The organism is Enterobacter sp. PL_is379 (assembly GCF_055817355.1).
Map to the genome: position 1 here is coordinate 182,667 of NZ_JBVPGT010000029.1, position 14,093 is coordinate 196,759.

General features: G+C 57.5%; 14 protein-coding genes. All 14 read right to left on the reverse strand.

The features are described from left to right. Positions 1 to 7 precede the first annotated feature (7 nt). Entirely contained in the window at positions 8 to 1,369 is a 1,362-nt protein-coding gene (gene eutB, locus AC0TOY_RS13405; protein WP_208763136.1) for an ethanolamine ammonia-lyase subunit alpha, read from the reverse strand. Positions 1,370 to 1,380: 11 nt separating this feature from the next. Beyond that, positions 1,381 to 2,784, reverse strand: a complete 1,404-nt coding sequence (gene eutA, locus AC0TOY_RS13410) for an ethanolamine ammonia-lyase reactivating factor EutA (protein ID WP_473721941.1) — start codon at positions 2,782 to 2,784, stop codon at positions 1,381 to 1,383. Continuing rightward, positions 2,781 to 4,013, reverse strand: a complete 1,233-nt coding sequence (eutH, locus tag AC0TOY_RS13415; RefSeq protein WP_032646725.1) for an ethanolamine utilization protein EutH — start codon at positions 4,011 to 4,013, stop codon at positions 2,781 to 2,783. Before eutH ends, eutA begins: the two co-directional genes overlap by 4 nt. Before the next feature lie 27 nt (positions 4,014 to 4,040). Further along, positions 4,041 to 5,228 carry an ethanolamine utilization ethanol dehydrogenase EutG gene (eutG, locus tag AC0TOY_RS13420; RefSeq protein ID WP_032646727.1) on the reverse strand — a complete coding sequence of 396 codons (1,188 nt, stop codon included), beginning with the start codon at positions 5,226 to 5,228 and terminating at the stop codon, positions 4,041 to 4,043. Next, positions 5,218 to 6,057 carry an ethanolamine utilization protein EutJ gene (eutJ, locus tag AC0TOY_RS13425; protein WP_267217627.1) on the reverse strand — a complete coding sequence of 280 codons (840 nt, stop codon included), beginning with the start codon at positions 6,055 to 6,057 and terminating at the stop codon, positions 5,218 to 5,220. The genes eutG and eutJ overlap by 11 nt, the downstream gene beginning before the upstream one ends. 12 nt (positions 6,058 to 6,069) lie before the next feature. Continuing rightward, positions 6,070 to 7,473, reverse strand: a complete 1,404-nt coding sequence (locus tag AC0TOY_RS13430; RefSeq protein ID WP_024907593.1) for an aldehyde dehydrogenase family protein — start codon at positions 7,471 to 7,473, stop codon at positions 6,070 to 6,072. 11 nt (positions 7,474 to 7,484) lie between these two features. Continuing rightward, positions 7,485 to 7,772, reverse strand: a complete 288-nt coding sequence (gene eutN, locus AC0TOY_RS13435) for an ethanolamine utilization microcompartment protein EutN (RefSeq protein WP_024907592.1) — start codon at positions 7,770 to 7,772, stop codon at positions 7,485 to 7,487. A 114-nt stretch (positions 7,773 to 7,886) separates the two neighbouring features. Continuing rightward, the gene (gene eutM, locus AC0TOY_RS13440; RefSeq protein WP_003835054.1) at positions 7,887 to 8,180 is read right to left on the reverse strand and encodes an ethanolamine utilization microcompartment protein EutM; all 294 of its coding nucleotides are present in this window, start codon (positions 8,178 to 8,180) and stop codon (positions 7,887 to 7,889) included. A 40-nt stretch (positions 8,181 to 8,220) separates the two neighbouring features. Continuing rightward, positions 8,221 to 9,237 carry a phosphate acetyltransferase gene (gene pta, locus AC0TOY_RS13445; RefSeq protein WP_024907591.1) on the reverse strand — a complete coding sequence of 339 codons (1,017 nt, stop codon included), beginning with the start codon at positions 9,235 to 9,237 and terminating at the stop codon, positions 8,221 to 8,223. Beyond that, on the reverse strand, positions 9,234 to 10,037 hold the full coding sequence (gene eutT, locus AC0TOY_RS13450) for an ethanolamine utilization cob(I)yrinic acid a,c-diamide adenosyltransferase EutT (protein WP_473721942.1): 804 nt from the start codon (positions 10,035 to 10,037) through the stop codon (positions 9,234 to 9,236). Before eutT ends, pta begins: the two co-directional genes overlap by 4 nt. 9 nt (positions 10,038 to 10,046) lie before the next feature. Beyond that, the gene (gene eutQ, locus AC0TOY_RS13455; protein WP_024907589.1) at positions 10,047 to 10,751 is read right to left on the reverse strand and encodes an ethanolamine utilization acetate kinase EutQ; all 705 of its coding nucleotides are present in this window, start codon (positions 10,749 to 10,751) and stop codon (positions 10,047 to 10,049) included. Then, positions 10,729 to 11,208, reverse strand: coding sequence for an ethanolamine utilization acetate kinase EutP (gene eutP, locus AC0TOY_RS13460; RefSeq protein WP_032646741.1), 480 nt, complete (start codon positions 11,206 to 11,208; stop codon positions 10,729 to 10,731). Before eutP ends, eutQ begins: the two co-directional genes overlap by 23 nt. 12 nt (positions 11,209 to 11,220) lie before the next feature. Then, complete coding sequence (eutS, locus tag AC0TOY_RS13465; RefSeq protein ID WP_024907587.1) at positions 11,221 to 11,556, reverse strand: ethanolamine utilization microcompartment protein EutS; 336 nt, start codon at positions 11,554 to 11,556, stop codon at positions 11,221 to 11,223. A 160-nt stretch (positions 11,557 to 11,716) separates the two neighbouring features. Beyond that, a complete protein-coding gene (maeB, locus tag AC0TOY_RS13470) occupies positions 11,717 to 13,996 on the reverse strand; it encodes an NADP-dependent oxaloacetate-decarboxylating malate dehydrogenase (RefSeq protein WP_024907586.1) in 2,280 nt (759 codons plus the stop codon). Positions 13,997 to 14,093 lie beyond the last annotated feature (97 nt).

The following is a 14,093-nucleotide window of genomic DNA, read 5'->3' on the forward strand; positions in this document are numbered from 1 at the left end:
CGCGTCATCAGAAGAACAGTGACGGATCGCCCGCCCGTTTGGTCAGGCGACCGTTTGCCATAATGCCCATGGTTTCCAGCCAGCGTTCAAACTCCGGCGACGGCCGTAAATTCAGCAACTGACGGACGGTGGCGGTATCGTGAAAGGCGGTGGTCTGATAGTTGAGCATGATGTCGTCACCGAGCGGCATGCCCATGATGTAGTTGCAGCCAGCGGTGGCGAGCAGAACCATCAGGTTTTCGTTGAGGTTCTGGTCAGCATCAGCATGGTTGGTGTAGCAGCAGTCGCAGCCCATTGAGATGCCACTCAGCTTGCCCATAAAGTGATCTTCCAGACCCGCGCGAATAATCTGACGATCGTTGTACAGATACTCCGGCCCGATAAAGCCCACCACGGTGTTCACCAGAAACGGATCGTAGTGACGCGCCAGCCCGTAGTTACGCGCTTCCATCGTCACCTGATCGGCACCGAAGTTAGCGCCTGCGGAGAGCGCAGACCCTTGTCCGGTTTCGAAGTACAGGCAGTTTTCACCGGCGATGCGGTTGAACTCCGCGCCCACTGCGCGTGCTTCATCCAGCATGGCCAGCTCAACGCCGAACTCTTTTAAGCCTTTCTCGCTGCCGCAGATACTCTGGAAAATCAGCCCGCCCGGCGCGCCGCGACGGATCGCTTCGATCTGGGTGGTAACGTGTGCCAGTACGCAGCCCTGGGTCGGGATGTTGAATTTATCGATAACGCCGTACACGGTATCCAGTACGCGGCTTAAGTTTTCCACATCATCCGTTACCGGGTTTACGCCAATTACCGCATCGCCCGCACCGAAGGAGAGTCCCTCGTAGATTTGTGCCGCAATACTCTGCACGTCATCACGGGTGTCGTTCGGCTGTAAACGGCAGCTGAAAGTGCCAGGAAGACCAATAGTGGTGTTGGCCTTTTTGATAACCGGCATTTTCTTACCGCCGTAGATCAGGTCCGCGTTAGAGCAGATTTTAGCTACCGCGGCGACCACTTCCGACGTTAACCCTTTACGCGTAAACGCAATGTCATCAACGGAGGTTTCATCGCTCAGCACGTACTCGCGCAGTTCGCTGATGCTCCAGTTTTTGATGCGGTTATAGGCCGTTTCGTTGACGTCATCCTGAATCAGACGCGTGACGCAGTCCTCTTCATAGGAAATCACCGGGTTATTGCGGATATCCGCCACCGTCATTTCTGACAGCACCTGCTTGGCCGCCACGCGCTCCTGCGAACTGGTTGCAGCTACCCCTGCCAGCACATCCCCCGAACGCAGTTCGTTGGCTTTTGCCAGCACCTCTTTCACATCCTTAAACTGATAAACATTGCCGAACAATGTGGTCTTTAGTTTCATAAGTCGTTCCCTCAGGAAGGAAATGCGAGTGATTTCACCGTCACCGGCACAACCGATCCGCCAAAAAGAGGCGTACCAATGTCGATATAGTCCCCCGCCCGGACAACCACCTCATCGATGACCGCCAGCGGGTGTTGCTGTAACTGTGGGCGTAACAGCATGCCCAGGGCTTTACCAAAATCCTGCTCGGCTACCACCAGCAGGGGATGCGGATTCGGATAGCGCGCGACAAAGGCCAGCAGCGCATCAATCACCGTTAATAGCGCGGCGTAGCGCACCGGCAGCGAACCGGGCAGCGCCAGCACGTAGGCGTCCGTTTGCGGATCCAGATCGAGTTGCATCAGCGCTTGCTGCCAGGCGGCAACCAGATCAGCCTCATCAACCGGAATCGCCACCGGCAGATTGCGCAGCGGAAGCGCCACGCCTTCCAGCCAGATAGTGCTGCCCGAAAGCGACAGCGTATGTGCACCGGCACCAATCACCGTGGCACGCACGGTCTGCGCCGGGAACTGCACGTTCATCTCACGCAGACGCGGATGTTCATGCAGCGCCGTGGCGAGGAGCGGCCCGATATCGGAAAAACAGAACGGATCGGCAGGTTGGTTGCGGTAGCATTCGCCCACTCCCCCTGAAAGCGTAATCACATCCGGTTTCACACCCGCAGGCAGTAAACCGGTTTGCATCATCGCCTGCGCCAGCGGTGAAAGCGTGCCGTCAATTACCTCCACAATCAGCGCCGCCATCCGTCGGGCCACCTGAACAAGCTGCGCCGCATTGAGGGCTCGGGCGTCAAAGCCCGGACCAAATACGTCATCAACAATCATCTGCCCCGGTTGATGCGCATGCACCACTCGCCCCTGACCGTCCGTTTCCAGAAGCCTTCCTCCAACGTTCAGGCAGGCCGAACCGCTGACCTTTCCGGCATCGAACAGGACGTAGTTCGACGTCCCGCCGCCGATGTCGATATTCAGTACCCGGCACATTTTTTGCTCGGACAGGGTTTGCACTCCCGCGCCTTGACCGGCAATCACCGATTCCAGATGCGGGCCGGCGCTGGCAACCACAAAGCCCCCCAGCGACTGGGAGAGCGCCATCACTGCGGGTCGTGCGTTGCGGGTTTTGGCGCTTTCTCCGGTAATGATGATCGCACCGGAATCGACGACCTCAGGCTTGATGCCCGCCGCCTGATACTGGGCGAGGATCAGCGCCTTAAGTTCGGCCTCTTTCAACCCGCCCTGTTTATCAACCGGGGTAAAGAACACCGGGCTTTGCCAGCTAATTTCGCGTTTGATGAATTCGTAGCGCGGCACCTGCGACACTGCCGCACGGTTGACCAGCTCAAGGCGCGAGAAGATCACCTGAGTGGTGGTGGTGCCGATATCGATACCGACGCTGAGTAGCTGGCGAATATTCACGATTGCGCCTCCGGATGAGTGTCTGCTGGTGCCGGAACATCTTCGTCTTTCGGTACTAACAGCATAGCCACGCCAATCGCCGTCACACCGCCGATCAACTTGCCGACAATCATTGGGAAGATCATCGCGTTCATGTTGGCAGCGGCGAAGCCTAAGTGGTCCCCCAGAGCAAAGGCCGCAGAGACCGCAAAGGCGCAGTTGATCACTTTGCCGCGGGTATCCATATTCTTCATCATGCCGAACATCGGGATGTTGTTCGCCAGCGTCGCGACCATCCCCGCAGCCGCAATGTTATTAACGTTTAACAGGTTGCCGACGCTCATCAGCGGTTTTTCAAACCAGCGGGTCAACAGCAGCACCATCGGGTAGGCACCCAGCAGCACACAGGAGATAGAACCGATAACTTCGATGGCGCGCATCACTTCACCCGGCCTGTCTCCCGGTGCCATGAAGATAGGATCAAGACCCGGAATCAGCTCCCAGCCGAGCAGGAATTTGATCACCGCAGCCGCCAGACCGAGGGTGATCAGCGCCACAAGGAATTTCGCGAAGATCTGGAAGCCGTTGATCATTTTTTCCGGGATGAATTTCAATCCCAGCGCCACCAGCACGGCCACGATCAGCACCGGGATCATGTTCATCAGGATCAGCGCAAAAGTGAACTCTACCGGCTGACCATTGATTTCGACGCCGGAGTACATCGCGACCAAACCACCCGCAATACAGCCAACTGGAATGGTGACAATACCGGCCAGCACGCCCAGCGCCAGATAACGACGATCAGACGGTTCAATAATTCCCAGCGCAACCGGAATGGAGAAGACCAGCGTCGGCCCCATCATCGCTCCGAGGATCAGGCCAGAGTACAGCCACGCCGCAACGTCGCCGCCCGCCAGTTCTTTCGCCAGGAAGAAGCCGCCCATATCGCACGCCAGCAGCGTTCCGGCAAACATCGACGGGTTTGCGCCCAGCATTTCGTACAGCGGAATAATCACCGGCCCAAGCACATGCGCCAGTACGGGTGCCAGCGCGGTCATACCGACCATTGCCAGGCCCAGCGCGCCCATCGCCATGAAACCTTCTTCAAACTGGCCGCCCGAACCCTCAATACTCTTACCGAACTTACCGAGGAAGCGCGCCGAACCGCCGAACTGCGACAGGATCCTGTCCACGGCGGCAATCAGCATAAAGAACATCATGATGTACATGATGATTTCGTTAATTCCCATAACCTTCACTCCCTGTCATATGTGTATTTATTGTGCCGTCGCATACAACGCGATAATGTCGGCCTGCGTGGCGGTGCGTGGGTTACTGCGAATACAAATATCCTCCAGCGCGGCATGCGCCCATGCGCTGTAATGCTCGGGCTTTGCCCCAACGTCAGAGAGTCGTTTTGTCTGGCCCACTTCACTAATCAACTCGCTGACGGCGTTGATGGCATCGCGATCGTCCGACTTCTTGTTAGTTAACGCCCGTCCGATATGGCTGAAGCGCTCACGACACACCATGCGGTTGAACCCCATTACCGTGGGCAGCAGCATGGCGTTAGCCTGTCCGTGCGGGATATGCAGCGCAGCGCCCGGCTGGTGCGCCATCGCATGACACAAGCCCAGTCCCGCGCTTGAAAACGCCATTCCCGCCATGCAGGACGCCAGCAGCATGCTTTCCCGCGCCGCCAGATCCTGACCGTAGCCGACGGCCTTCGGCAGCGATTTACCGATCATCGCAATCGCGCCAATCGCCAGGCTGTCGGTAAACGGCGTCGCGTTCAGCGCGCTATATGCTTCAACGGCGTGCGTCAGCGCATCGATCCCGGTCATCGCCGTGACGTGTGCGGGCACACCTTCCGTCAGCGCGGCGTCAAGGATCGCCACATCCGGCATCAGCATTGCGTGGGCCAGCACTTGTTTAAGTCCTGTCGCGGCGTCGATAATTACCGTGACGTTAGTGGTTTCTGAGCCCGTTCCGGCGGTAGTTGGCACCGCAATCAGCGGCAGACGCGCACGCAACACGCTGTGCTCCGTCATGTCAGCCAGCGTCTGCGTGGGGTTGGTCACCAGCAACGCGACTGCCTTTGCGGCATCCAGTACGGAACCGCCGCCGAAGGCCACAACGCTATCGCACTTAGATTCACGCAATTGCGCGACCGCCGCGCAGACGTCCGTAATGCACGGTTCGCCCGCCGGACATGGCCACAGCGTCATCGCCACGCCTTTCATCGCCAGGCTGCGCTCCAGTGCAGCGGTCATCCCCGCCTGATGCAGGAAACGATCAACCATGACGAACATATGCGTCAGTCCGCGCGCTTTTGCTTCCTGCCCACAGGTACTCAGCGCTCCCAGTCCACATAACGTAACCGGTGGAACGCTAAACGTTTTTACGCGTTGCAGATTCAGGGTATCGAATGCCTGAAAGAGCGCGGTCTGCAATTCAGCTTGCATAGATTCCTTCCGCTTTTTCTTTTCCGCTATTTGCAATCGCCAGCGGAGTCATAAACAGGCTGTGCTGGGGTAAATGCACCTGCAGCTTCGGGAAACGCTTACGGAACAGTTCATCAACGCCCGGCTGCATACAGGAGCCACCGGCCAGCCACAAGTCAGCGACGCCCTGTCCGGCTATATGGTGAGCCACGATTTCCGCCATCTTTTCGTAGACCGGCTTAACCACTGGCCAGATTTCTTTGCCATTGCTGCGCTTGTACTGCTCGGCTTCCTCCAACTGGATGCGACGGTTCCCGGCGAGGGTCAGGGAAATATGATGCCCGCCGGTCGCTTCATCGGCGGAATAGATCACTTTGCCTTGTTTAACAATGGCAATCCCGGTGGTACCGCCCCCGATATCCACCACGCCAGCGTTATCGAGCTGCAACAGGTCCGCCACCGCGGTCGGTTCGTCGAGCACATGACTCACTTCAAGTCCGGCAGACTCCAGCACGTTGATCGAAATGCGCCGGTCCGTTCCCGGTGGAAACGAGGTTGCCGCATGGGTAAAGCGGCAACCCAGCTGTTGTTCGAGCGTATCGAGATGGCGACGAACGAGGGTCACCGCGCCGAAGAAATCCCAGACGATGCCATCGCGCACGACATCGGCCCAGTCCAGGCAAACCGCAACCGGCTGTCCGTCACTGTCGACAACCATCGACACCACATCACACGTTCCCAAATCAACGCCCAGCCACAGCGGTGAATCGCTCGCAGCAGGCGTCTGGTTACATAGCGCTGCCGCTTTTAGCAGCCTGGGTGTCAGCCAACGCTGTTCGTCGTGCGCCATCCCTTTTACTCCTTATACAATTCTGAAGGCGTCCACCAACACACAGCGACGCAGACGCACAAACGTGCGCGCGCTGGTCACCCCTTCCCCGGTTGGTGTGGTAATGGTCATCGTGGTCCAGCCTTCACCGCCGAGCCCAAGCCCCGCAATACAAGGTCCGTTCTTGACGAAAATGCTGGTATCAATGGCGTTTGCCATGCGGTTCATGTTGTCGATATTGCGCGAATGCATCGCCGCCGTATGGTGACAGCCGCCTTCAAGCTTGACCGCCAGTTCAATGGCCTCATCGACGCTGGCGACCCGCACGACAGGCAGCACCGGCATCATCAATTCGGTGACGGCAAACGGATGCGTCGCTGAGGTTTCGACGAATAACAGCCGCGTTTGCTCTGGTACGGTCAGACCAATCGTCGCCGCGATTTTTCCTGCATCGCGGCCTACCCAGTCACGACTGACCGTGCCTTTACCGCGCTCATCGATATTTTTCAGCAGCACAGGTTGCAGCTGTTCGGCCTGAGCCGCTGTCAGTTTCACCGCATGCTGGCTTTCCATCAGGCGCATCAGTTCGTCGGCAACGCTATCCACGACGATCAGGACTTTTTCATCGGCGCAGATGATGTTGTTATCAAACGATGCGCCTTTGACGATCGACTGCGCCGCGCGGGCCAGGTCGGCCGTTTCATCCACCACCACCGGCGGGTTACCCGCGCCGGCGGCAATCAGACGCTTGTTGGTGTGCTTACGCGCAGCATCCACTACGGCTTCACCGCCGGTCACCACCAGCAGGCCGATGCCTGGGTACTTGAACAGGCGCTGGGCGGTTTCGATATCCGGATTGGCAACGGTCACCAGCAGGTTTGCCGGGCCGCCTGCGGCAACAATCGCCTGGTTAAGCAGCGTAATGGCGCGCTGAGAGACTTTTTTTGCCGCAGGATGCGGAGCGAAGACCACGCTGTTGCCAGCGGCAATCAGGCTGATGGCGTTGTTAATAACGGTTGCGGCAGGGTTGGTAGACGGCGTCACCGAGGCCACCACGCCCCACGGCGCATTTTCAATCAGCGTCAGGCCGTTATCGCCGGTCAGGACCTGTGGAGACAGGCATTCCACCCCCGGCGTACCGCGTGCCTGCGCCACGTTTTTGGCAAATTTATCGTCAACGCGTCCCATGCCGGTTTCTGTGACGGCAAGTTCCGCTAATTCTCTGGCGTGCTTTTCGCCCGCCTCGCGAAGAGCCGCGATAGCCAACTGACGCATGGCGACGCTTTTCAACCCCTGCTGGGCCAGTTTTGCTGCCGTCACTGCGTCATCCAGGGAGGCAAAAACGCCCATTTCTTGAACGGCACTGACGGGCTGGCTGCTGTCTTTCATTTTCAGCAGCACCGCTTTCACGACCTGTTCAATATCCTGTTGATTCATGATTTTCTGCCTTATTTATGGAAGATCACCTGGCCACCAGCCACCACTTCATCGACGATGCCAATCACGCACAGATCGACAGGTGATGATTCGTGACGGTGCGCCTGACGGGCTGAGCTGCCGCTGACCAGCAGCACCCACTCCCCGGTTCCCGCTCCGATGCTGTCGATAGCAACAGCACACTGGCCGTCGGGATTACCCTGGGCATCAATCATTTCCACCATCAGCAACTTGTCGTGCGCGAGCCCCTGATGGCGTACGGTACAAACAATTTGTCCTGTGACGATTGCCAGTTTCATACGCGCCTCCGTGGCATATTTCAGGTAAAACCTCCCCCTACCCTCCGCAGAAGGTAATGTGAAAAGGAGAGAGGGTGACGCCAGCAATGAAATTTGTGGCGTCACATGGACGACTTACATGTCGTTGCTGTCGCCTTTAAAGCTGATCGGGAACACTTCTTCCAGATCGCCATGCGGACGCGGGATCACGTGTACGGAAACCAGCTCGCCAATACGCTGTGCAGCCGCAGCACCTGCGTCTGTTGCCGCTTTACATGCCGCTACGTCGCCACGGACCATAGCCGTGACCAGACCGCCACCGATCTGCTTCACGCCAACCAGTTTCACACGTGCCGCTTTAACCATTGCGTCAGAAGCCTCAATCAGTGCAACCAGGCCCCGGGTTTCAATCATTCCTAATGCTTCCATTTTGCTTTCCTCTTAAGTCAAAGGGGTCCAGAACGGGACCTTATACAACCAGTGTGTGCGAGGCGTTTTCACGACTCACGTCAGTCTGGCGCGGCACAGCGGCCACCAACGCCAGTTCGATAATTTCCTGTACGCTACAGCCGCGAGAGAGGTCGTGAAGCGGTGCGGCAAGCCCCTGAATCAAGGGGCCAACGGCGCGATACCCTCCCAAACGCTGGGCAATTTTGTAGCCAATATTGCCTGCCTCCAGCGACGGGAAAACCATCACGTTGGCATTGCCCTTTAACGGACTGGCGGGCGCTTTTTGCGCGGCGACTTCCGGAACAAAGGCGGCATCAAATTGCAGTTCGCCATCCACGATAAGCTGCGGGGCACGCTCACGAACAATCTCCGTCGCCTGCTGCACGTTAGCGACGTTGGGATGGCGAGCGCTGCCATTACTTGAAAACGACAGCATGGCCACGCGCGGCTCTTCCCCCGTGATCCCCTGCCATGTCTGCGCGCTGGCAATCGCAATATCCGCCAGCTGTGCGGCGGTGGGCTGCGGTACGACGCTGCAATCGGCAAACCCTAATGACGGCCCGAGATACTGTGGCAGCATCAGGAAAATTGACGACAGCGTTTTACAGCCTGGCTGTAGCCCAATAATGCGCAAACCGGCGCGCAGCACGTTTGCCGTCGACGATAGATTACCCGCAATACAGACGTCAGCTTTACCCGCGCTGACCATTGCCGCGGCGAACATCAGCGGATCGTTGAGTTTTTCCCGGGCATCCGCAGGCGTTTTATCTCCCGCGCGGGCCAACCAGCGCAGCGCAAACTCTTCACGCATTGGCAGGTTGCTTTGCGGATCGATAACCTGAATGCCATCCATCGCCACCCGGTGGCTGAGAGCAAACTGGCGCAGCGCAAACGGACTGGCGACGAGAATGGGACGCGCCAGACGGTGCTGATGCAGATAATTTGCCGCCTTCAGTACCCGAACATCCAACGCATCCGGAAACACCACCCGTGCAGGTGAGCGGTGGGAGAGTTGACGAGCACGTTCAATGATCACGGTTTCTCCCCCAGTCGCTGTTGAATTTGGCTAACCGTCAGCGGGTGCTTCGCAACGCTCAGAATCATCATGACGTAGACCGTACTGGAAAGGCGGTTGAGCGCCTGCATGATGTCCGGTCGCATGACTTCAAAACTACGGGTGATGAAAACCTGGGCCGCCACCGTCTCCGTTTCACGGACTTTGGTACGCAGCAGATTAAGCAGCGCGCAATCATGTCCGTGACTGGCTTCAGGCACCAGATGGTCGTGGTCCAGATAGCGCAGCGGCTGATGCGAAAGGCGGTGTAAATCGTCGTCACTTAAGCCGACGATAGCTTGTGCTCCCAGCAGCTCGCCCATCGCATCGGCGCGCATAATGTTGCCCAGGCGCGAACGGATATCCGAAAGCCACGGCTGCCACGGTTGCCCAAGCTCTATCTGCAACCACACGGCCAGCGCGATGGTGCTGTCCAGCGCGGCGCGAAATCCCAGGCGCGGATCACTTTTGGCAACCATCTTGTTCGCCGTCAGATGCGTCAGCGTGTCAGGTTTCTTCGCCACCGGTTGATGACACAGTTCGCAGCTGGCCTGTGGATGCGTATCGCTGCTGGTTAACCCATGCACCGGCTGCGGCTGCTGGTCTTCGTTAGCAATAAACAGGCTGCCCTGCTCGTCGATAAACTTAATGCGCAGATGTCGGCTTTCCAGTAATTCCCGGGCAGACGGCGTCAGGCGAGCGTCAGCGGGGAGATGAATTTCAGCCCCTTCGCTGAGCGTATGATTCGCTCTGAGCCATGCTTCGGTAATGAAATCCTTCATACATCCGCCTTAGCAGGACTGCCAGTTCGCAGGCCAGGCCACATACAGAAACTTCACCGTCGAGGGCGTACCAAATTCGATGCTGGAGCCTTTCGGGATAAACATCACGTCCCCGGCTTTAGCAATCATGGTTTCACCTTCGTGACGAACGTGCAGCTCACCTTCCAGAATCATGTCGATTTCGTCGTAGTTCAGCGTCCATGGGAAAAAGGCGTTATCCCACTGCATGAACCCGGCGGCCATACTGCTGCCGTCCTGGTCGGTCACCAGATCGGTTAACCCCACACAGTGTGGCTGTGCGCCGTCAAAACGACCAAACTTCACGCTACTGCCGTCGATGACTTTGACGCCGCCTTTGCCAGTCACCGAGTTAAAGCTCGGCTGCATTCCGCCCTGCTCCAGCGACTGTTTCTCCTTCATGACTTTGTCCATCAGTTGGGCAACCAGGCTTTCGGTAAACTGTCCTTCCGGTAACTGTGCAATGATGGTTTCACGAATGCGTTGGTTTTCCGTTTTGCCATCAATCACCGCAGCCGGTTTAGCAGCGGCTGCGCATGGCGTGGATTCATCGCATTCGCTGATGGTGACGCCCAGCAGCTCCGCAACTTCGCGCGCCTCCGGGGTGATGATGCTGGCGCGCAGAACAACTGACATTTCCTGTTCGCCGCGTGCGTGGGCCGCACGAATATCGTTAGCTGTGATGAGTTTTTTCACCTGCCCTTTCCTCCTTTTGGCTGAGCTCAGTCAGATAATCCACCAGATGCTGCACGCTGCGCGGGTCATGGCTATTGAGCTCAAAAATCGGCTCCTGAAACCCCATCCCGCAAAGAAGTTGTTGCGTTGCGGCGACGTCGGCATCCGGCAGGTCCGTTTTGCTGATAACGGCGATTTGTCGTTTACTTGCGCCAATATCCAGCAGCCCGGCAGGTAAGCGACTTTCTTTATCATTTGCCGCATGTATATAAATCAACGTATCGACATCCTGCAGCGTAGTAATTAAGGCGTGATACCAGCGAGGATGGCTAAAATATTCCCCTGGCGTATCGATATCGCCATTCTCATTAAACTCCACGGCCTGTGTTTTTCTGGCGAGGGAATAATTTCCCTGTAGCGCATTAAAGAGCGTCGTTTTCCCCGCCCCCACCGTACCGACAAACGCAATACGTTTCATCGCCGCCTCTGATTAACTTTTTGTCAGATTGCACAATGTGAAATTTAATAACCGGCCCAGACCACTTACCGTCTGTAATAATGCTTCTTCTACCGCGCCTACCGAGCCGTAGATAACCAGCGCACCGCTGAATCGATCGAGAAAACCGATATGTACATCTGCCGCCTTCAGGGCTAAGTCACCGGCAATCATCGCCGTTTCCCCTGGCGTCAGCGTCATGATGCCGATGGCACCGGCTTCGGGAACGCCGATCTTTTTCGCCAGTTCCTCTCCGGGGTGCGCAATGAGATGCGCCAGCGTGACCTGTTTCCCCGGCACAAATTCCTGAATAATGCGTTCTTTTTCCATTGCTCACCGCCTCCTCTAAAACTGCCCTCATCGTGGCAATTTTTTGTCAGAGCAAATAACAAAATTCGGCAACCAGGTTTAAAAGGTGAAGTGGATCACTAAGAAAGGGAAAATAAAAAGGCGCGGGAGAAACCCGCGCCGGAAATAAATTAAAGTGATATTACAGCGGCTGCGTCTGCGCCTCAACCACCGCCAGCGCCACCATGTTCACGATACGACGCACGGAGGCAATCGGCGTTAACACATGCACCGGTTTCGCCACGCCCATCAGTACCGGTCCTACGGTCACCCCTTCAGAGCTGGAGACGCGCAGCAGGTTATAGCTGATACGCGCCGCTTCCACGTTCGGCATAATCAGGATGTTAGCCGATCCCTTCAGCGGGCTGTCCGGCATACGTTCGTTACGGATGCTCTCCACCAGCGCCGCATCGCCGTGCATTTCCCCGTCAATCATCAGCTCCGGCGCGCGCTCGCGCACCAGCGCCAGCGTCTCACGCATTTTGCAGGCCGCCGCGGATTTAGACGAACCAAAGTTAGAGTGCGACAGCAGCGCCACCTTCGGCTCAATACCAAAGCGACGCACGGTCTCGGCGGCCATCACGGTGATCTCCGCCAGCTCGTCCGGGGTCGGGTCGTCGTTAACGTAGGTATCGGCAATAAAGGTGTTGCCGCTTGGCAGCAGCAGCGCGTTCATCGCCCCAGCGGTATGGACGCCGTCGCGATAGCCGAAGATCTCCTGCACCACGCTAAAGTGCTCGTGGTAATCGCCGATGGTGCCGCAGATCAGCGCATCCGCCTCGCCGCGATGGACCATGATCGCGCCGATCACCGTCGTGTTGCTGATCACCGCTTTCTGCGCCTGCTCCTGAGTGATCCCCCGGCGCTTCATGATCGCGTAGTATTCGCTCCAGTACTCTTTGAAGCGCGGATCGGATTCGTTGTTAACGATCTCGAAGTCGACGCCCGGCTTAATCTGCAGGCCCAGCTTCTGGATACGCATCTCAATCACGCTCGGACGACCAATCAGGATCGGTTTCGCCAGGCCTAAGGTGATCAGCTCCTGGGTGGCGTGCAGCACGCGCGCCTCTTCCCCTTCCGCCAGCACCACGCGCTTCGCGTCGGCGCGCGCCTGGGAGAAGATCGGCTTCATGAACAGGTTGGTTTTATAGACAAACTCGGTGAGCTTATCGACGTAAGCGTCGAAATCGTGAATCGGACGCGTCGCCACGCCGGAGTCCATCGCCGCTTTGGCCACCGCGGGAGCAATTTTGACAATCAGACGCGGGTCGAACGGTTTTGGAATGATGTAGTCCGGACCGAAGCTCAGATCCTGGTCGCCATACGCAGACGCGACCACTTCGCTCTGCTCGGCGTGCGCCAGCTCCGCGATGGCGTGAACGGCGGCAAGCTTCATCTCTTCGTTGATCGCCGTTGCGCCGACGTCCAGCGCACCGCGGAAGATGAACGGGAAGCAGAGCACGTTGTTGACCTGGTTCGGGTAGTCAGAACGACCGGTACAGATAATGGCGTCTTCACGCACCGCTTTCGCCAGCGGTGGCAGGATTTCCGGCTCCGGGTTCGCCAGGGCCAGGATCATTGGCGCACGCGCCATCTTCTTCACCATCTCCTGGGTCAGCACCTTCGGACCCGAGCAGCCGAGGAAGATATCCGCGCCGTCGATCACGTCGTCCAGGGTGCGTTTACCGTCGTCTTCCACCGCATAGGCCGCTTTGGTTTCCGCCATGTTCGGCTCGCGGTCTTTATAGATAACGCCTTTGGAATCGCAGACCACAATGTTGTGTTTCTGCATACCCAGCGCCACCAGCAGGTTCATACAGGCGATGGCCGCGGCGCCTGCGCCAGAAACCACCATGCGCACGTCGGAGAGATTTTTCTCTACCACGCGCAGGCCGTTCAGAATCGCGGCGGTGCTGATAATCGCGGTCCCGTGTTGGTCATCATGGAACACGGGAATGTTCATACGCTCGCGCAGCTTCTGCTCGATATAGAAACATTCCGGCGCTTTGATGTCTTCCAGGTTAATCCCACCGAAGGTCGGCTCCAGCGCGGCCACCACGTTGATGAATTTGTCAGGGTCGAGCTCATCCACCTCGATATCGAACACGTCGATACCGGCGAATTTCTTGAACAGTACCCCCTTCCCTTCCATCACCGGTTTACCGGCCAGCGCACCGATGTTGCCCAGCCCCAGCACCGCCGTGCCGTTAGAGATCACGGCGACAAGGTTGCCACGCGCGGTGTATTTGTAGGCCGCCAGCGGGTCTTTTTCAATTTCCAGACACGGGGCAGCTACGCCCGGCGAATAGGCCAGCGCCAGATCGCGCTGGGTTGCCAGCGGCTTGGTTGGGGAGACCTGGATTTTCCCCGGGACAGGAAACTCGTGAAAATCGAGGGCACTCTGTTTTAACTGATCGTCCATCTTGTTATTCCTTTTACGTATCGGTCAGATAGTATCGCCGCAGGACAGCGCATAAACTTTGAAGGCTGCCAAACTCTCACCATCACACATTAAAAAT

Excerpts from the sequence above, each read along its gene's own strand:
- maeB (WP_024907586.1), bottom strand. The coding sequence starts at position 13,996 with ATGGACGATCAGTTAAAACAGAGTGCCCTCGATTTTCACGAGTTTCCT.
- AC0TOY_RS13430 (WP_024907593.1), bottom strand. The coding sequence starts at position 7,473 with ATGAATCAACAGGATATTGAACAGGTCGTGAAAGCGGTGCTGCTGAAA.
- eutM (WP_003835054.1), bottom strand. The coding sequence starts at position 8,180 with ATGGAAGCATTAGGAATGATTGAAACCCGGGGCCTGGTTGCACTGATT.
- eutT (WP_473721942.1), bottom strand. The coding sequence starts at position 10,037 with ATGAAGGATTTCATTACCGAAGCATGGCTCAGAGCGAATCATACGCTC.
- eutP (WP_032646741.1), bottom strand. The coding sequence starts at position 11,208 with ATGAAACGTATTGCGTTTGTCGGTACGGTGGGGGCGGGGAAAACGACG.
- eutG (WP_032646727.1), bottom strand. The coding sequence starts at position 5,228 with ATGCAAGCTGAATTGCAGACCGCGCTCTTTCAGGCATTCGATACCCTG.
- eutJ (WP_267217627.1), bottom strand. The coding sequence starts at position 6,057 with ATGGCGCACGACGAACAGCGTTGGCTGACACCCAGGCTGCTAAAAGCG.
- eutH (WP_032646725.1), bottom strand. The coding sequence starts at position 4,013 with ATGGGAATTAACGAAATCATCATGTACATCATGATGTTCTTTATGCTG.
- eutN (WP_024907592.1), bottom strand. The coding sequence starts at position 7,772 with ATGAAACTGGCAATCGTCACAGGACAAATTGTTTGTACCGTACGCCAT.
- eutS (WP_024907587.1), bottom strand. The coding sequence starts at position 11,556 with ATGGAAAAAGAACGCATTATTCAGGAATTTGTGCCGGGGAAACAGGTC.
- eutB (WP_208763136.1), bottom strand. The coding sequence starts at position 1,369 with ATGAAACTAAAGACCACATTGTTCGGCAATGTTTATCAGTTTAAGGAT.